Source organism: Pseudomonas sp. L-22-4S-12, assembly GCF_009799935.1.
In the GTDB taxonomy this organism is placed as follows: Bacteria; Pseudomonadota; Gammaproteobacteria; order Pseudomonadales; family Pseudomonadaceae; genus Aquipseudomonas.
In genome coordinates this window covers 65,343-83,852 of record NZ_WELL01000004.1, presented here as the reverse complement: position 1 = coordinate 83,852, position 18,510 = coordinate 65,343, and the positions used below count along the sequence as shown (strand labels likewise).

Below are 18,510 nucleotides of genomic sequence, written 5' to 3'. Positions count from 1 at the left end.
GAGGGTGACCAAGCATGCAAGAAAGCGTGATGCAGCGCATGTGGGACAGTGCCCACCTATCCGGTGGTAACGCTGCCTATGTGGAAGAGCTCTACGAGCTCTACCTGCACGATCCCAACGCTGTGCCAGAAGAGTGGCGCACCTATTTCCAGAAATTGCCGACTGACGGCAATGCCGCCACCGACGTTTCGCACTCGACAGTCCGCGATCATTTCGTGCTGCTGGCCAAGAACCAGCGTCGCGCCCAACCAGTGTCCGCCGGTAGCGTGAGCAGTGAGCACGAGAAGAAGCAGGTGGAAGTCCTGCGTCTGATTCAGGCATACCGCATGCGTGGCCATCAGGCTGCGACGCTCGACCCGCTGGGTCTGTGGAAGCGTCCGGCTCCGGCTGACCTGGCAATCAACCACTATGGTCTGACCAACGCCGACCTCGATACCACTTTCCGTACCGGTGAGCTTTACATCGGCAAGGAAGAGGCGACTCTACGGGAAATTCACGAAGCGCTGCAGCAGACATATTGCCGCACCATTGGCGCCGAGTTCACCCATATCGTCGATTCCGAGCAGCGCAAGTGGTTCCAGCAGCGTCTGGAAAGCGTGCGCGGCCGCCCGGCATTCTCCGTGGACGTGCAGGGTCACCTGCTCGAGCGCCTGACCGCCGCCGAAGGCCTGGAAAAATACCTGGGCACCAAGTACCCGGGCACCAAGCGTTTCGGCCTGGAAGGCGGCGAGAGCCTGATTCCGCTGCTGGACGAGATCATCCAGCGCTCCGGCTCCTACGGCACCAAGGAAATCGTCATCGGCATGGCCCACCGCGGCCGTCTCAATGTGCTGGTCAACACCTTCGGCAAGAACCCGCGCGACCTGTTCGACGAGTTTGAAGGTAAGAAGACCGAAGGCCTGTCCTCCGGTGACGTGAAATACCACCAGGGTTTCTCTTCCAACGTCATGACGCCGGGCGGCGAAGTGCACCTGGCACTGGCGTTCAACCCTTCGCACCTGGAGATCGTCTCCCCGGTGGTCGAGGGTTCCGTGCGCGCCCGTCAGGATCGCCGCAGCGACCCGAACGGCGACAGCGTACTGCCGATCTCCATCCACGGTGACGCGGCATTCGCCGGCCAGGGCGTGGTCATGGAAACCTTCCAGATGTCGCAGACCCGCGGCTACAAGACTGGCGGCACCATCCACCTGGTGATCAACAACCAGGTCGGTTTCACCACCAGCCGTCCGGAAGACTCGCGCTCCACCGAGTACTGCACCGACGTGGCGAAGATGATCCAGGCGCCGATCTTCCATGTGAATGGCGATGATCCGGAAGCCGTGCTGTTCGTCACCCAGCTGGCCGTCGACTACCGCATGCAGTTCAAGCGTGACGTGGTCATCGACCTGGTCTGCTACCGCCGTCGCGGTCACAACGAGGCCGACGAGCCGAGTGGTACCCAGCCGCTGATGTATCAGCAGATCGTCAAGCAGCGCACCACCCGTGAGCTGTATGCCGACAGCCTGATCCAGAGCGCACGCCTGGATGCCGAGCGCGTGCAGGCCAAGATCGATGAGTACCGCAACGCACTGGACAACGGCCAGCACGTGGTCAAGAGCCTGGTCAAGGAACCGAACAAGGAACTGTTCGTCGACTGGCGTCCGTACCTGGGCCATGCCTGGACGGCCCGTCACGACACCCGTTGCGAGCTGAAGACCCTGCAGGATCTGGCCGGCAAGCTGCTGCACCTGCCGGAAGGCCTGGTGCTGCAACGCCAGGTGGCCAAGGTGCTGGAAGACCGGGTCAAGATGACCGCCGGCGCCATGCCGATCAACTGGGGCTATGCCGAGAACCTGGCCTACGCCACCCTGCTGCATGAAGGTCACCCGGTGCGCATCACCGGCCAGGACGTCGGCCGCGGCACCTTCTCGCACCGCCATGCGGCGCTGCACAATCAGAAGGACGCGACCACCTACCTGCCGCTGCAGAACCTGTTCGAAGGTCAGCCGCGCTTCCAGCTGTACGACTCCTTCCTCTCGGAAGAGGCCGTACTGGCCTTCGAATACGGCTACTCGACCACCGTGCCCAACGCGCTGGTGATCTGGGAAGCCCAGTTCGGCGACTTTGCCAACGGTGCCCAGGTGGTATTCGACCAGTTCATCTCCAGTGGCGAGCACAAGTGGGGTCGCTTGTGCGGTCTGACCATGCTGCTGCCGCACGGTTATGAAGGGCAGGGCCCGGAGCACAGCTCCGCACGCCTGGAGCGTTACCTGCAACTGTGCGCCGAGCACAACATGCAGGTGGCGGTGCCGACCACTCCGGCGCAGATCTACCATCTGCTGCGTCGCCAGGTGATCCGTCCGCTGCGCAAGCCATTGGTCGTATTGACGCCCAAGTCCCTGCTGCGGCATCCATTGGCTATCTCGACTCTGGAAGAGCTGGCCGACGGTTCGTTCCAGACCGTGATTCCCGAGGTCGACCCGATCGACCCGAAGAAAGTCGAACGCTTGATCCTGTGCAGCGGCAAGGTCTACTACGACCTGCTGGCCAAGCGCCGTGCCGAAGGTCGCGAAGACATCGCCATCGTGCGCATCGAGCAGCTCTATCCGTTCCCGGAAGAAGACCTGACCGAAGCCCTGGCGCCGTACAAGTACCTCAAGCACATCGTCTGGTGCCAGGAAGAGCCGATGAACCAGGGTGCCTGGTATTGCAGCCAGCACCACATGCGTCGCGTCGCATCCGCGCACAAGAAGGCGCTGTTCCTCGAGTACGCCGGTCGCGACGCTTCCGCGGCCCCGGCTTGTGGCTACGCTTCGATGCACGCCGAGCAGCAGGAAAAACTGCTGCAGGACGCTTTTAACGTTTAACGCCGTCGCGTACGAGGGGCTGCACGGGTAGCCCCTCATCGATGAAACCGAATTTAAGGAAACACACAGAATGGCTATCGAGATCAAAGCCCCAACCTTCCCGGAGTCGGTTGCCGACGGCACCGTTGCCACCTGGCACAAGAAGCCGGGCGACGCCGTCAAGCGCGATGAGCTGATCGTCGACATCGAAACCGACAAGGTGGTGATGGAAGTCCTCGCCGAAGCCGACGGCGTGCTCGCCGAAATCGTCAAGAATGAAGGCGACACCGTGCTCTCCGGCGAACTGCTGGGCACGCTGGGTGCCGCTGGCGCCGCCGTAGCCGCCGCTCCGGCCGCTGCTGCCCCGGTTGCCGCCGCTGCCGCCGCTCCGGCCGCAGCCGATGACGACGCCATCCTCTCGCCGGCCGCACGCAAGATCGCCGAAGAGGGCGGTATCGATCCGAACAGCATCACCGGCACCGGCAAAGGCGGTCGCGTGACCAAGGAAGACGCCGTGGCTGCCGTTGCGGCGAAGAAGTCCGCTCCAGCCGCCGCTGCCGCCAAGCCGGCCGCTCCGGCTGGCGATGCGCCGGTGTTCGCCGTTGGCGACCGTGTCGAGAAGCGCGTGCCGATGACCCGCCTGCGCGCCAAGGTCGCCGAGCGTCTGGTCGAGGCGCAGTCCACCATGGCCATGCTGACCACCTTCAACGAAGTCGACATGCATGAAGTCATGGCCCTGCGTTCGAAGTACAAGGACCTGTTCGAGAAGACCCACAACGGCGTGCGCCTGGGCTTCATGTCGTTCTTCGTCAAGGCCGCCGTCGAGGCGCTCAAGCGCTTCCCGGCAGTCAACGCCTCGATCGACGGCAACGACATCGTCTACCACGGCTACCAGGACATCGGCGTGGCCGTGTCCAGCGACCGTGGCCTGGTGGTACCGGTTCTGCGCAACGCCGAGCTGATGAGCCTGGCCGAAGTCGAGAACGGCATCGCCACCTTCGGCAAGAAGGCCCGCGACGGCAAGCTGTCGATCGAAGAGATGACCGGTGGCACCTTCACCATCACCAACGGCGGTACCTTCGGCTCGATGATGTCGACCCCAATCGTCAACCCGCCGCAGGCCGCGATTCTGGGCATGCACAACATCATCCAGCGCCCGGTGGCCATCAATGGTCAGGTCGTCATTCGCCCGATGATGTACCTGGCGCTGTCCTACGATCACCGTCTGATCGACGGCAAGGAGGCGGTCAGCTTCCTGGTGACCATCAAGAACCTGCTGGAAGACCCGGCTCGTCTGCTGCTGGACATCTGATCCCTGTGCACGTGGCGATCCTCACAAGGGACCGCCCGGTTTTATCCGAGAAGGAATGAGTTATGATCCAGAAATTCGACGTGGTAGTGATTGGCGCGGGCCCAGGGGGCTACGTGGCCGCCATCAAGGCCGCGCAACTCGGTCTGAAGACCGCCTGCATCGAGAAGTATCAGGACAAGGACGGCAAGGTCGCCCTGGGCGGCACCTGCCTGAACGTCGGCTGCATTCCGTCCAAGGCGCTGCTGGACAGCTCCTACAAGTACCATGAGGCCCACGAAGGCTTCAAAGTCCACGGCATCGAAGCCAAGGGCGTGACCATCGACGTACCGCAGATGGTCGCGCGCAAGAACAGCATCATCAAGAACCTGACCGGCGGCGTCGCCGGTCTGTTCAAGTCCAACGGTGTGACCCTGCTGGAAGGCCACGGCAAGCTGCTGGCCGGCAAGAAAGTCGAAGTCACCGGCACCGACGGCAAGGTTGAGATCGTCGAAGCCGAGAACGTGATCCTCGCTTCCGGCTCGCGTCCGGTCGACATCCCGCCGGCCCCGGTCGATCAGGATGTGATCGTCGATTCCACCGGCGCCCTGGAATTCCAGGCCGTGCCGAAGAAGCTGGGCGTGATCGGCGCCGGCGTGATCGGTCTGGAGCTGGGTTCGGTCTGGGCCCGCCTGGGCGCCGAAGTCACCGTGCTGGAAGCCATGGACAAGTTCCTCGCCGCCGCCGACGAGCAGATCGCCAAGGAAGCCCTGAAGATCCTCGGCAAGCAGGGCCTGGACATCCGTCTGGGTGCCCGCGTCACCGGCAGCGAAGTGAAGAAGAAGCAGGTCACCGTGACCTTCAGCGACGCCAACGGCGAGCAGAAGCTGACCTTCGACAAGCTGATCGTCGCGGTCGGCCGTCGCCCGGTGACCACCAACCTGCTGGCCGCCGACAGCGGCGTGACCCTGGACGAGCGTGGCTTCATCTTCGTCAACGACCAGTGCGAAACCAGCGTGCCGGGCGTCTACGCCATCGGTGACGTGGTGCGCGGCGCGATGCTGGCGCACAAGGCCTCGGAAGAGGGCGTGATGGTTGCCGAGCGCATCAAGGGCCACAAGGCGCAGATGAACTACGACCTGATCCCATCGGTGATCTACACCCACCCGGAAATCGCCTGGGTCGGCAAGACCGAGCAGCAGCTGAAAGGCGAGGGCGTTGAAATCAACGTCGGTACCTTCCCGTTCGCCGCCAGTGGCCGCGCCATGGCCGCCAACGACACCGCCGGCCTGGTCAAGGTCATCGCCGATGCCAAGACCGACCGCGTGCTGGGCGTCCACGTGATCGGCCCAAGCGCTGCCGAACTGGTGCAGCAGGGTGCGATCGGCATGGAATTCGGCACCAGCGCCGAAGACCTGGGCATGATGGTGTTCTCGCACCCGACCCTGTCCGAAGCCCTGCACGAAGCGGCCCTGGCGGTGAATGGCCATGCCATCCACATCGCCAACCGCAAGAAGCGCTAAGCGACGTTAGTTAATGCAGCGCCTGGCTTCGGTCGGGCGTTCAACCGCAGGAAAACCAAGGCGGGCGGCCCGCGGCAGACCTACACGGCCTGGCGCAGGAATGTCCGCCTGGACTGCTAACCAGAGCAGTCAAAGGTGGCGCGGCGCCTTCGAGCGCAGCGTCGAATGCGCAATACCTAAACGAAGAACGGTAGATAAGCATGAATCTTCACGAGTATCAGGGTAAGCAGCTGTTCGCTGAGTACGGCCTGCCGGTATCCACTGGTTTCGCCGTTGACACCCCGGAAGACGCAGCTGCGGCTTGCGACAAGATCGGTGGCAGCGAGTGGGTTGTCAAAGCCCAGGTGCACGCCGGCGGCCGCGGCAAAGCGGGCGGCGTCAAGCTGGTGCGTAATAAGGAAGACGCCAAGGCGTTCGCCGCCCAGTGGCTGGGCAAGCGTCTGGTGACCTACCAGACTGACGCCAATGGTCAGCCGGTCAGCAAGATCCTGGTCGAGTCGTGCACCGACATCGACAAGGAACTGTACCTCGGCGCCGTCGTCGACCGTTCCAGCCGCCGTATCGTGTTCATGGCTTCCACCGAAGGTGGCGTGGACATCGAGAAAGTCGCCCACGACACTCCCGAGAAGATCCTCAAGGCCACCATCGACCCGCTGGTTGGCGCGCAGCCGTACCAGGGCCGCGAGCTGGCGTTCCAGCTGGGCCTGAAAGGCGACCAGATCAAGCAGTTCACCCACATCTTCGTCGGCCTGGCCAAGCTGTTCCAGGACTACGACCTGGCTCTGCTGGAAGTGAACCCGCTGGTCATCAAGAAAGACGGCAACCTGCACTGCCTGGACGCCAAGATCAACATCGACAGCAACGCCATGTACCGCCAGCCGAAGCTGCGCGCCATGCATGACCCGTCGCAGGACGATCCGCGCGAAGCCCACGCTGCCAAGTTCGAACTGAACTACGTGGCCCTGGAAGGCAACATCGGCTGCATGGTCAACGGTGCCGGCCTGGCCATGGGTACCATGGACATCGTCAACCTGCACGGCGGCAAGCCAGCCAACTTCCTCGACGTAGGTGGCGGCGCGACCAAAGAGCGCGTGACCGAAGCGTTCAAGATCATCCTGTCCGACAGCAATGTTGCGGCCGTACTGGTCAACATCTTCGGCGGCATCGTTCGCTGCGACATGATTGCCGAAGGCATCATCGGCGCCGTGAAAGAAGTCGGCGTGAAGATTCCGGTCGTGGTTCGTCTGGAAGGCAACAACGCTGAACTGGGCGCCAAGGTCCTGGCCGAAAGCGGCCTGAACATCATCGCGGCAACCAGCCTGACCGACGCTGCCGAGCAAGTCGTCAAAGCTGCGGAGGGCAAGTAATGAGCGTCCTGATCAATAAAGACACCAAAGTCATCTGCCAGGGCTTCACCGGCTCGCAGGGCACTTTCCACTCCGAACAAGCCATCGCCTACGGCACCCAGATGGTTGGCGGCGTGACCCCGGGCAAGGGCGGCACCACCCACCTGGGCCTGCCGGTGTTCAACACCGTCAAGGAAGCCGTCGAGCAGACTGGCGCCACCGCTTCGGTGATCTACGTTCCGGCTCCGTTCTGCAAGGACTCGATCCTGGAAGCGGCTTTCGGCGGCATCAAGCTGATCGTCTGCATCACCGAAGGCATCGCGACCATCGACATGCTGGAAGCCAAGGTCAAGTGCGACGAGCTGGGCGTGACCCTGATCGGCCCGAACTGCCCGGGCGTGATCACTCCCGGCGAGTGCAAGATCGGCATCATGCCGGGCCACATCCACCTGCCAGGCAAGGTCGGCATCGTCTCGCGTTCCGGCACCCTGACCTATGAAGCCGTGAAGCAGACCACTGACGCCGGTTTCGGTCAGTCCACCTGCGTCGGCATCGGTGGCGACCCGATCCCGGGCTCCAACTTCATCGACATCCTGAAGCTGTTCCAGGAAGACCCGAAGACCGAGGCGATCGTGATGATCGGCGAGATCGGCGGTTCGGCCGAAGAAGAAGCCGCTGCCTTCATCAAGGCCAACGTGACCAAGCCGGTGGTGTCCTACATCGCTGGCGTCACCGCGCCGCCCGGCAAGCGCATGGGCCACGCCGGCGCCATCATCTCCGGTGGCAAGGGCACTGCGGACGAGAAGTTCGCCGCCCTGCAGGACGCCGGTGTGAAAACCGTGCGTTCCCTGGCCGACATCGGCAAGGCCCTGGCCGAGCTGACCGGTTGGGAAGTCAAGAAGGCCTGAGGCTGACTTGATCGGAAAGAGGCCACCTTCGGGTGGCCTTTTTCTTTTCTGCCGGCTCGGTCAGCAACTTGTGTCGAGGCGACAGTTTTTTGCGTCTGAACGACAGTTCGACCGCTGCCCGCCGCGAGGTCTGGGAAAAATCGTTAGTCTTGCAACTATTTCCTGCCAAGCCCCAAAAGGGCCGGCTGTGAAACCTGAGTGACAGCCCCCGAACCGGGGCGGTGACGTTTCCCAACCCAGCGGAAACCCTGCTGTTTTTCCCTGAAATCCTGCCTGTGGTACTTCCTGCTATGACTCGCCTGAAAAGCCTCGACCTCCTGGCCCTTGGCTTCATGACTTTTGCCCTGTTCCTGGGCGCCGGTAACATCATATTCCCGCCCAGCGCCGGTATGGCGGCGGGCGACAACGTGTGGCTCGCCGCGCTGGGCTTTTTGCTCACTGGCGTCGGCCTGCCGCTGCTCACCGTGGTGGCTCTGGCCCGCGTAGGTGGGGGCATGGACAGCCTGACTGCGCCGCTGGGGCGCAAGGCCGGGACGGTGTTTGCCGTGGCGGTGTACCTGGCCATCGGCCCGCTGTTCGCCACGCCGCGCACCGCCGTGGTGTCCTTCGAGATGGGCGTGGCGCCCTTTGCCGGCAACGAGCCGCTGGCTCTGGCGCTGTATACGCTGGTCTATTTCGCTGCCGTGCTGTTCCTCTCGCTGAATCCGGGGCAACTGGTCGACCGTATCGGCAAGTTCATTACCCCGGTGCTGCTGGCTGCCCTGCTGGTACTCGGCGGTGCAGCCCTGCTGGCGCCGGCCGGCGAGATCGGCCAGAGCAATGCCGACTATCAGGCCATGCCGCTGGTGCAGGGCTTCCTGCAGGGCTACCTGACCATGGACACCCTCGGCGCGCTGGTGTTCGGCATCGTCATCGCCACCGCCATTCGTGGCCATGGGGTGAGCGATGGCCGCCTGGTCACGCGCTATTCGGTGATCGCCGGTCTGATCGCCGCGGCCGGCCTGTCGCTGGTCTACCTGGCGCTGTTCTACCTCGGCGCCACCAGCCAGGGTATTGCCGGCGACGCGCAGAACGGCGTGCAGATTCTCACCGCCTATGTGCAGTACACCTTCGGCACTCCGGGCAGCCTGCTGCTGGCAGTGGTGATCACCCTGGCCTGCCTGACCACTGCGGTGGGCCTGCTGACCGCCTGTGGCGAATACTTCAGCGAGTTGCTGCCGGTTTCCTACCGCAAGGTGGTGCTGGCGTTCGGCCTGTTCAGCCTGCTGGTGGCCAACCAGGGTCTGTCGCAGCTGATCAGTGTGTCGGTGCCGGTGCTGGTTGGCCTCTATCCGCTGGCCATCGTGCTGGTTGGCCTGAGCCTGCTCAGCCGCTTCTGGTGTTCGGCGCCGCGGGTGTTCATTCCGGTGATGCTGGTGACCCTGCTGTTCGGCCTGGCCGATGCCTTTAACGCCGCCGGGTTCCAGGCGCTGGTGCCGCAGTTCCTCAGCCACCTGCCGTTGGCTGCACAGGGGCTGGGCTGGGTGGTGCCGGTGGGTGTCACGTTGCTGCTCGCCGCTGTAGCCGACCGGCTGTGCGGTGCGGCGCAGGCAGAAGCCTGCTAAGCCCTCTGCGGCGCGCCTTGCGGCGCGTCGCTGCTGTTCTTTGGCGGTTGTGCCACCCATCTACGCCTGATCGCCGATTGCCGGCCGCCGTGCTCTGCCGGACAATTCCTGCATGTTTCCTGTGTAGCTTGCCGCCATGTCGCAATCGGTATTCTTCGCCCACGCCAACGGTTTTCCCTCGGCCACCTACGGCAAGCTGTTTGCCGCCCTGGCACCGGACTACCAGGTGCAGCACCTGGAGCAGCACGGCCATGATCCGCGCTTCCCGGTGGACGACAACTGGCAGAACCTGGTCGACGAACTGATCGCCCACCTCGAATCTCAGCACCAGCCGGTCTGGGGTGTCGGCCATTCCCTCGGCGGTGTGCTGCACTACCATGCCGCATTGCGCCGGCCCGATCTGTATCGCGGCGTGGTGATGCTCGACTCACCCTTGCTGACCCGTGTCGACCAACTGGTGATCCGCGCGGCCAAGCGCTTCGGCTTTATCGACCGGATTACCCCGGCGGGTCGCACGGTGGGCCGCCGGGAGGCGTTCGAGGATGTCGCCGAGGCGCGCCGCTACTTCGCCGGCAAGACCCTGTTCAGCCGCTTCGACCCGGAATGCCTGGATGCCTACGTGCAGCACGGCCTGCGCCCCGACGACAACGGCTTGCGCCTGCGCTTCGATCCGGCCACCGAGATCAGCATCTACCGCAGCGTGCCGCACACCAGCCCGGGGCGCCCGCAGCAGTTGCAGGTGCCGCTGGCGCTGGTGCGCGGTCGGCAGAGCAGGGTGGTGCTGGCGCATCATGCGCGCCTGGTCAACCGGGTGCCCAGGGGCGAATACCACAACCTGCCGGGGGGGCACATGTTTCCCCTGGAGCGTCCGCAGGACACCGCGCGCCTGCTGCGCGAACTGTTCAGCCGCTGGCAAGGTCAGAACATGGAGCGCAGCGCATGACCTTCAGCGTCGAGGAAACCCGTTTCAGCCTGCCGCATGTGGAGTTGGCCGCGCACCTGTTCGGCCCCGAGGACGGCATCCCGGTGATCGCCCTGCATGGCTGGCTGGACAACGCCATGACTTACGCGCGCCTGGCCCCCAGGCTACAGGGCCTGCGCATCGTCGCCCTGGATTTCCCCGGTCACGGCCACTCCGGGCACTACGCGGCCAACTCCAGCTACAGCATGTGGGAGTACCTGGAGGATGTGCTGCTGGTGGCCGAACAGCTCGGCTGGCAGCGTTTCAGCCTGATGGGCCATTCCCTCGGCGGCATCATTTCGACCCTGCTGGCCGCCGCCGTGCCGGAGCGTATCGAGCGCATCGCGTTGATTGATGGGCTGATTCCCTACACCGGCGAGGCCGACGGCGCCGCCAAGCGCCTGGGCGATGCGCTGCGCGCGCGGCTGGCCGTGCGCGACAAGCGCAAGCCGGTCTACCCGACTCTGGAGCGTGCGGTGCAGGCGCGCATGCAGGGCGTGGTCGCGGTCAGTCGCGAGGCCGCCGAGCTGCTCGCCCAGCGCGGTCTGGAACCGGTGCAGGGCGGTTACACCTGGCGCACCGATATCCGCCTGACCCTGCCCTCGCTGATGCGCCTGACCTTCGCCCATGTCGAGCAGTTCGTGCGCAGCGTGCAGTGCCCGGTCAGCCTGGTGCTGGCGGAGCAGGGGCATATGGCGGTCGAGCCGCGCATCGCCGGGCTGATCGAGGGTAGCCAGTTCGAGGTGCACAAACTGCCGGGCGGGCATCACCTGCATCTCAATGACGAGGCTTGCGCGCAGCAGGTTGCAGACTGTTTCAATCGTTTCTTCGCTGTCACTTGACTTGCCCCTGACAACTGCCGAGGCTGGCTGGACTGTTACTGGAGCCTCGCATGATCGACCTCTACACCGCTGCGACACCCAATGGTCATAAGGTTTCCATTGCCCTCGAGGAGCTTGGGCTGCCGTACCGGGTGCACGTGCTGTCCTTCGACAAGCAGGAGCAGAAGACTCCCGAGTTCCTGCGCATCAACCCCAACGGCCGCATCCCGGCCATCGTCGACGACGGCTTCGCCGTGTTCGAGTCCGGCGCCATCCTCATCTACCTGGCCGAGAAGGCCGGCCAGCTGCTGCCAGCCGACGCCAAGGGGCGCTCTCGGGCGATCCAGTGGCTGATGTTCCAGATGGGTGGGGTGGGGCCGATGCAGGGCCAGGCCAACGTGTTCTTCCGCTATTTTCCGGAGAAGCTGCAGGGCGCCATCGACCGCTACCAGCATGAGACCCGGCGCCTCTACGAAGTGCTCGATACGCGCCTGGGCGAAGCGCAATACCTGGCCGGCGACTACAGCATCGCCGATATCGCCACCTTTCCCTGGGTAAGGGTGCATGACTGGGCCGGGGTTTCGCTGGATGGCTTGGAGCATCTGCAACGCTGGCTGGCCGCGGTCGAGGCGCGCCCGGCGGTACAGCGCGGCCTGCAGGTGCCGGCACGGCCCACGGACAATGACGCGCTGGTGAAGACCGCGCAGACTATGCTGACACGCTGAGGACCGGATGCTTTCCAGACTGTGTTTTTGCCTGTTGCTCGCCAGCGCCCCGGTGCTGGCCGCAGACCTGCCCGGCAGCCAGGATCTCGAAGTGCTCGCGCGCTTTGCGCGCAGCGAGATCGTCGACTACCGGGATGTCGCCACCCTCGAACGTCGCTATCCGCTTGGTGCGGTGCAGCGCATCAGTAGCCAGTTGCGCCTGGAGGGGGAGGTGCTGGCCGAGGGCCGCCTGCGCGCGCTGACCTACCGCCTGCCAGACGAACATGCGCCGCGCGAGGCGCTGAACGCCGCCCGCCAGGCGCTGCTGGAGCAGGGCGCCCAGCTGTTGTACTGGTGCGAGGGGCGCGAGTGTGGCTCCAGCAGCCTGTGGGCCAACGCCATCTTCGCCAATGCCAAGCTGTACGGCCCGGAGGAGCGGCAGAGCTACATGCTGCTGCACCTGGCGGCGCCACGGCAGGACAGCCTGCTGGCCCTGTATGGCATCACCCGCGGCAACCGCCGGGCCTACCTGCATGTGGAGCAGCTGGATGCCAACACTTCGCTGGCCGCGGTGCTGCCCGGCGCGACCACGCTGCTGCGCCAGCTGCGCGAACAGGGCCAGCTGGCCCTGCCGCACCTGGGCGCGCCGGATGCGGCCTGGAGCGAATTGCTGGCGCGCACCTTGAACCTCGACAGCACCCTGCGGGTCAGTTTGTCCGGTGTCAATGCGCCGGCCTGGCGGGCCGCCCTGCAGGAGCAAGGCGTACGCGCCACTCGCCTGGAACTGGGGGTGCCGAGCGGCAGTGGCCTGCTGCTGCAACCATTACGTTGAATGATAGGGAAACGGGCCACCCGCTGGCCCATCGGGATCTTCTTCCAGGACCTTTGCAATGCTGAACAATGACCGCCTGTTGGTGCAGATCCTCCTGCTGGTGCTGCTGGGCGCCTGTGCCTGGGTGTTGGCGCCGTTCTTCTCGGCGCTGTTCTGGGCCGCCGTGCTGGCGTTTGCCAGCTGGCCGCTGATGCGCCTGCTGACCCGCCTGCTGCATGGCCGCGAAACGACCGCTGCCGCGGTGCTGACCGGCTGCTGGATGATCCTGGTGGCGGTGCCGCTGGTCTGGCTGGGCTTCAACCTGGCCGACCATGTCCGCGATGCCACCGAGCTGTTCAAAGGCTTCCAGGTCGATGGCCTGCCGGACCCACCGGGCTGGCTGGGTCAATTGCCGCTGGTGGGCGAGCGTCTGGTCGGCCTGTGGAATCGCGTTGACGAGGAAGGGGTCGCCCTGTTCGCCGCCATCCGTCCTTATCTGGGCCAGGTTGGCAACTGGTTGCTGGCGCGCAGCGCGCAGATCGGCGGCGGCATGCTCGAACTGGCCCTGAGCCTGGTGCTGGTGTTCTTCTTCTACCGCGACGGCCCGCGCATGGCGGCTTTCGTGAAAAGCATGCTGCAGCGCCTGATCGGCGATCGCGCCGAGCATTATCAGGAGTTGGTCGCCGGCACGGTGCAGCGGGTGGTCAACGGCGTGATCGGCACCGCCGCGGCCCAGGCCCTGCTGGCCCTGATCGGTTTCTATATCGCCGGGGTGCCGGGTGCCCTGGTGCTGGGTATCGTCACCTTCATCCTCAGCCTGATTCCCATGGGCCCGCCACTGGTCTGGATACCGGCCACGGCCTGGCTGGTCAGCCAGGGCGAATACGGCTTCGCGGTGTTCCTCGGCATCTGGGGCATGTTCGTCATCAGCGGTGTGGACAACGTGCTCAAGCCCTACCTGATCAGCCGCGGCGGCAACCTGCCGCTGGTGGTGGTGCTGCTCGGCGTGTTCGGCGGCATCCTGGCCTTCGGCTTCATGGGCCTGTTCCTCGGTCCGACCCTGCTGGCCGTGGCCTTCAGCCTGCTGGGCGACTGGGTCAACAGCGTGCCGAAGGCGTCGGCGCAGGCCAGTGCCATGCCCCGCGAGGACGATCGCGCCTGATCCCGACGCGTGGTCATCCGACCACGCCTGGCAGCCTGCACCTGTTCGATCCGCTTGGCATCCTGCGCAATTTCTTGCCGACCCGCCTTGGTCGCGAGCGTCGGCCAATGGTAGCCTTGCCCGGCTTTTCGGCTGCCCTGGCAGCCCAAGCCGGGCAGCGCAAGCTCGCCCCGCCTCAGGCCGCGGAACGTTCCATCAGAGGCCGACCGCGGACGCAGGGAAGAACCAACACAACACAACGGACAATCTGCGAGTCATCTCATGAAAAAATCTGCAGGCATCGCTGTAGGCGTCATCGTCGCCCTGGGGGCATTGGGCACGGCCGGGGCCTGGTATACCGGCAAGCAACTGCCAGCCACGCTGGAAGCCTCGATCAAGCAAGCCAACGACGAAATGGCCAAGGCCCTGCCGGCCCTGGGCGTCAATGTATCGATCGAACTGCTGTCGCTGGATCGCCAATTCTTCACCAGCAATGCGCGTTACCGCATCAAGTTCTCCGGCCCGCAGGGCGGCGAGCTGCCGAGCAACCTGGAGTGGGTGGTCAACGACCGCATCGAGCATGGTCCGTTCCCGCTGTCGCGCCTGAAGGCCTTCAAGCTGATGCCGGTAATGGCCAGCAGCAGCTATGCCCTGGAGCAGAGCCCGGAACTGGAAAAGTGGTTTGCCGCGACCAAGGGCGTATCGCCGCTCAATGGCCAGGTCAGCCTGGGTTACGACCGCTCCGTCAGCGGCACCCTGGAGCTGGAACCGTTGCAGCTGCCGCTGGATGAAAGCACCCACCTCAGCTTCAGCGGCCTGACCCTCGACATCGACAGCAGCGCCGATGGCCGCGATGTCAGCGGCCGTGGCCAGATGGACAGCCTGAAAGTCACTTCCAGCCTCAGCGACGCGCCGATGAGCATCGAGTTCCAGGACCTCAGCCTGGACAGCGACCTGAGCAAGGGCAGCAGCGAGTTCTATCTGGGCAGCAACGAAGTGCGCCTGAAGGCCATCGCGCTGTCGCTCGGCAGCGACAACAAGCCGCTGCTGCTGAAGGATGTGGTGCAGCGCGACGAGACCTCGGAAAACGGCGACTTCCTCGCCGCCCGTTACAGCTACGACGTCGGCATGATCAGCTATGACGGTCGCGACATCGGCAGCTCGCAGATGGTCTGGAGCCTGAAGAACCTCGACGGCAAGGCCCTGCAATCGATGATCGCGCTGTACGGCGAGCTGATGCAGGCCGACTGGCAGTACCAGAAGACCAGCAGCGCCACCGGCATGCCGGAGCTTTCCGCCGAGCAGGAAGCCAAGCTCAAGGCCGATCTGGAACAACTGCTGGCCGGCAAGCCGGGCCTGGCCCTGGAGAAACTGGCATTCAAGACCGCCAATGGCGAGAGCAGCTTCAAGCTGGCCCTGGATATCGGCAAGCCGACATCCCTCGACCTGCCGGCCCCCGAGCTGGCCAAGCAGCTGATCAGCCAGTTCGATGCCAAGCTGGTGGTCTCCAAACCGATGATCGGTGACGTGGTCAGCGCCCAGGCGGCGATTTCCGGCCAAACCGACCAGGAGGCCATCGCCGGTCAGGCGCAGATGATGACCGAGATGGCCAGCGGCATGCTGCTGGCCACCGAACTGGCGACCCTGCAGGGCAATGACATCGTCTCCAGCCTGCACTACGCCAACGACCAGGTGGACTTCAACGGCAAGAAAATGACCGTCGAGGAGTTCGTCGGCATGGCCCTGGCCATGGGCGGCGGCCTGGGTGGTGGTCTGGGCGCTCCGGCACTGGACGACGAGGCCCCGGCGCTGGACGGTGAGTTGCTGGAAGAAGACGAAGCCTACGATGGCGACGCCGAGCAGCAGTAATAGCTCAGGCGGCTGCGGGGCGACCCGCGGCACCGGTCCCAACGGCCAACCCATCCGCATCAGCGGGTCGGTTGGCCGTTTTGTTTGGCTATGTCCCATTAGCGTGTTGCACAGGCCATCGAGCTTTAGTGGGAGCGGATTTATCCGCGATAAACAGGCAGCTCGGCGTAGGCCCTGATCGCGAATGAATTCGCTCCCACGAACAGCCAGAGCAGCCACCGCGAGCGCTTGAGCCAAACAACAGCGCGGCGTAGCAACGCGTAACAGGTACATAGCCTTTTGTTTGGCGCTGTATTCATTCCATGTTGCCGTGTAGCGCTATGGCGTGGGAGCGGCTTGCTCCTTGCGGAGGGCGCCGCTGGCGCGCTCCGATCGCGGATCAATCCGTCCCCACTGGAGCATGCTCTCGGCAGCGGGAGCTTCTTGCTGATCTTGGCCGCCATTACACACCCTGGCTTGGCTCAGGGTGCGAAACCTAACGATGCAGGCCTCGGCAGTTGGGCTTCTGGCCCGCTTGCCCTGAGTGCCAGAGCACGGAATCAGCCCGCGGCCATCGGTCCAGCCGCTCAGGCGGACGGATCCAGTTGGCTGCCGATATTCGACCGGTAGCCGGCGCGCGGCTCCTCTTTGCGCGGGGGCGCGGTCGTCGCGCCCCCGGCGCTGGATGCTGTGGATGCGCGCCACCAGTTCGCGCGGCTCGAAGGGCTTGGTCATGCAGTCGTCGCCCAGCTCCAGGCCGATGATGCGGTCGCTCGGCTTGCAGCGTGTCGGCACTGTATCCGTATCGATACAACGCGATCTTTACGCATTCTTTATGCCGACCCGCCGGGCCTGCAATCGCGCCTTTACGCGCCCCGGGCGAAGAATGTCGGCAAGGCGGTGCAGACCGCATAACGGAGCAAACACATGAGCATTCTCGACGGGGTGTCCCTGGGCCTAGCCCTGGGGCTTTTCATTTATCTGCTGGTCGCGCTGCTGCGCGCCGGACGGCAGAGTTAGGAGGCCCCATGCAAGTCCAAGACTACTGGCTGATTCTGGCCTTCTTCGTGCTGGTGCTGCTACCGGCACCGTTTCTCGGGCGCTATTTCTTCCGTGCGATGGAAGGGCAGAAAACCCTGCTGAGCCCCGTGCTGCAACCGCTGGAGCGCCTGTGCTACCGGGTGGCCGGGGTCGACCCCGAGCGTGATCAGGACTGGAAAACCTACAGCCTGGCGCTGCTGGCCTTCAGCACCGTCAGCCTGCTGGTGCCGTTCACCATCCTCGTGCTGCAGCACCTGCTGCCGCTCAATCCGCAGCAGCTGCCGGGCCTGGAGTGGAGCCTGGCGTTCAACACCGCGGTGAGCTTCGTCACCAACACCAACTGGCAGGCCTACAGCGGCGAGGCGGCGCTGAGCTACTTCAGCCAGATGGTCGGCCTCGGCGTGCAGAACTTCGTCAGCCCGGCAGTCGGCCTGGCCATCCTGGTGGCCTTCGCCCGTGGCATCGCGCGCAAGTCGAGCAACGGCATCGGCAACTTCTGGGTCGATCTGACCCGCGCGGTGCTCTACGTGCTGCTGCCGCTGTGCGTGCCGCTGGCCATCTTCCTGGTCTGGCAGGGCGTGCCGCAGACCTTCATGGACTATGTGCAGGCCAAGACCCTGCTGGGCGCCGACCAGAGCATCCCGCTGGGCCCGGCCGCCAGCCAGATCGCCATCAAGCAGCTGGGCACCAACGGTGGCGGCTACTTCGGCGTCAACTCGGCACATCCGTTCGAGAACCCGACCGCCTGGAGCAACCTGCTGGAGGTGGCGTCGATCATCCTGATCCCGGCCGCCCTGGTGTTCAGCTTCGGTCACTACGTCAAGGACCTGCGCCAGAGCCGCGCCATCCTGGCCAGCATGCTGATCCTGTTCGTCGCCGGCCTGGGCCTGACCCTGTGGGCCGAGTACCAGCCCAATCCGGCCCTGGCCAGCCTGTCGATCGAGCAGATCGGCTCGCTGGAAGGCAAGGAGGCACGCTTCGGCACCGCCGCCTCGGCGCTCTGGGCGGTGACCACCACAGCCGCCTCCAACGGCTCGGTCAACGCCATGCACGACAGCTTCAGCGCCCTCGGCGGCATGCTGCCGATGTTCAACATGATGCTTGGCGAGGTGATCTTCGGCGGCGTCGGCGCCGGGCTTTACGGCATGTTGCTGTTCGTCCTGATCGCCGTGTTCCTCGCCGGCCTGATGATCGGCCGCACCCCGGAATACCTGGGCAAGAAGCTGGAGGCCCGCGAGGTGCGCCTGCTGGTCGCCACTCTGTTGGTGATGCCGCTCGGCGTGCTGGTGCTGACCGCCCTGGCGGTGAGCCTGGACGGCCCGGCGGCCTCGATCAGCAACCCGGGCGCCCACGGCTTCAGCCAGGCGCTGTACGCCTATACCTCGGGCACCGCCAACAACGGCTCGGCGTTCGCCGGTTTCGGTGCGGGCACCCCGTACCACAATCTGCTGATCGGCCTGGCCATGCTGCTCGGGCGCTTCGGCTACATCCTGCCGATCCTGGCCATCGCCGGCAGCCTGGCGGCGAAGAAGCGCGCGCCGCTGGACGGCAACAGCTTCCCGACCCACGGCCCGCTGTTCGTCACCCTGCTGTGCCTGACCATCCTCCTGGTCGGCGGCCTGACCTTCCTGCCGGCGCTGGCCCTGGGCCCGATCGCCGAGCACCTGACACTGTTCCAGGGCTTCTAAG

14 protein-coding genes and 1 pseudogene are annotated in these 18,510 nt (G+C 64.8%); 14 read left to right on the top strand and 1 reads right to left on the bottom strand.

Going from position 1 to position 18,510, the window contains the following annotated elements:
* Positions 1-14: 14 nt before the first annotated feature.
* From F3I16_RS11640 to F3I16_RS11585, 12 genes are all read left to right on the top strand, one after another.
* Positions 15-2,846, top strand: a complete 2,832-nt coding sequence (locus F3I16_RS11640; protein WP_160493789.1) for a 2-oxoglutarate dehydrogenase E1 component — start codon at positions 15-17, stop codon at positions 2,844-2,846.
* A 70-nt stretch (positions 2,847-2,916) separates the two neighbouring features.
* Positions 2,917-4,137, top strand: coding sequence for a 2-oxoglutarate dehydrogenase complex dihydrolipoyllysine-residue succinyltransferase (gene odhB / locus F3I16_RS11635; RefSeq protein ID WP_160493788.1), 1,221 nt, complete (start codon positions 2,917-2,919; stop codon positions 4,135-4,137).
* A 62-nt stretch (positions 4,138-4,199) separates the two neighbouring features.
* Positions 4,200-5,636 carry a dihydrolipoyl dehydrogenase gene (gene lpdA / locus F3I16_RS11630; protein ID WP_160493787.1) on the top strand — a complete coding sequence of 479 codons (1,437 nt, stop codon included), beginning with the start codon at positions 4,200-4,202 and terminating at the stop codon, positions 5,634-5,636.
* A 200-nt stretch (positions 5,637-5,836) separates the two neighbouring features.
* Positions 5,837-7,003, top strand: coding sequence for an ADP-forming succinate--CoA ligase subunit beta (gene sucC, locus F3I16_RS11625; protein ID WP_160081058.1), 1,167 nt, complete (start codon positions 5,837-5,839; stop codon positions 7,001-7,003).
* Positions 7,003-7,890, top strand: a complete 888-nt coding sequence (sucD, locus tag F3I16_RS11620) for a succinate--CoA ligase subunit alpha (protein ID WP_160493786.1) — start codon at positions 7,003-7,005, stop codon at positions 7,888-7,890. The genes sucC and sucD overlap by 1 nt, the downstream gene beginning before the upstream one ends.
* Positions 7,891-8,180: 290 nt before the next feature.
* On the top strand, positions 8,181-9,494 hold the full coding sequence (gene brnQ / locus F3I16_RS11615) for a branched-chain amino acid transport system II carrier protein (RefSeq protein WP_160493785.1): 1,314 nt from the start codon (positions 8,181-8,183) through the stop codon (positions 9,492-9,494).
* A gap of 136 nt (positions 9,495-9,630) precedes the next feature.
* The gene (locus F3I16_RS11610) at positions 9,631-10,437 is read left to right on the top strand and encodes an alpha/beta fold hydrolase (RefSeq protein WP_160493784.1); all 807 of its coding nucleotides are present in this window, start codon (positions 9,631-9,633) and stop codon (positions 10,435-10,437) included.
* Positions 10,434-11,297, top strand: coding sequence for an alpha/beta fold hydrolase (locus F3I16_RS11605; RefSeq protein ID WP_160493783.1), 864 nt, complete (start codon positions 10,434-10,436; stop codon positions 11,295-11,297). Before F3I16_RS11610 ends, F3I16_RS11605 begins: the two co-directional genes overlap by 4 nt.
* A gap of 50 nt (positions 11,298-11,347) precedes the next feature.
* The gene (locus F3I16_RS11600) at positions 11,348-12,001 is read left to right on the top strand and encodes a glutathione S-transferase family protein (RefSeq protein WP_160493782.1); all 654 of its coding nucleotides are present in this window, start codon (positions 11,348-11,350) and stop codon (positions 11,999-12,001) included.
* A 7-nt stretch (positions 12,002-12,008) separates the two neighbouring features.
* The gene (locus F3I16_RS11595; RefSeq protein WP_160493781.1) at positions 12,009-12,812 is read left to right on the top strand and encodes a DUF4892 domain-containing protein; all 804 of its coding nucleotides are present in this window, start codon (positions 12,009-12,011) and stop codon (positions 12,810-12,812) included.
* A 58-nt stretch (positions 12,813-12,870) separates the two neighbouring features.
* Positions 12,871-13,953 (top strand): AI-2E family transporter, encoded by a 1,083-nt coding sequence (locus tag F3I16_RS11590; RefSeq protein ID WP_160493780.1) that lies wholly within the window; start codon positions 12,871-12,873, stop codon positions 13,951-13,953.
* A gap of 261 nt (positions 13,954-14,214) precedes the next feature.
* A complete protein-coding gene (locus F3I16_RS11585; RefSeq protein ID WP_160493779.1) occupies positions 14,215-15,801 on the top strand; it encodes a YdgA family protein in 1,587 nt (528 codons plus the stop codon).
* A gap of 639 nt (positions 15,802-16,440) precedes the next feature.
* Here F3I16_RS11585 and F3I16_RS11580 read toward each other — a convergent pair.
* Positions 16,441-16,566 (bottom strand): annotated as a pseudogene (locus tag F3I16_RS11580) (DNA-binding response regulator); the annotation flags it as partial.
* 141 nt (positions 16,567-16,707) lie between these two features.
* Here F3I16_RS11580 and F3I16_RS11575 point away from each other — a divergent pair.
* The gene (locus F3I16_RS11575; RefSeq protein ID WP_061904356.1) at positions 16,708-16,800 is read left to right on the top strand and encodes a potassium-transporting ATPase subunit F; all 93 of its coding nucleotides are present in this window, start codon (positions 16,708-16,710) and stop codon (positions 16,798-16,800) included.
* An 8-nt stretch (positions 16,801-16,808) separates the two neighbouring features.
* Positions 16,809-18,509, top strand: coding sequence for a potassium-transporting ATPase subunit KdpA (gene kdpA, locus F3I16_RS11570; protein WP_160493778.1), 1,701 nt, complete (start codon positions 16,809-16,811; stop codon positions 18,507-18,509).
* Position 18,510: the final 1 nt, after the last annotated feature.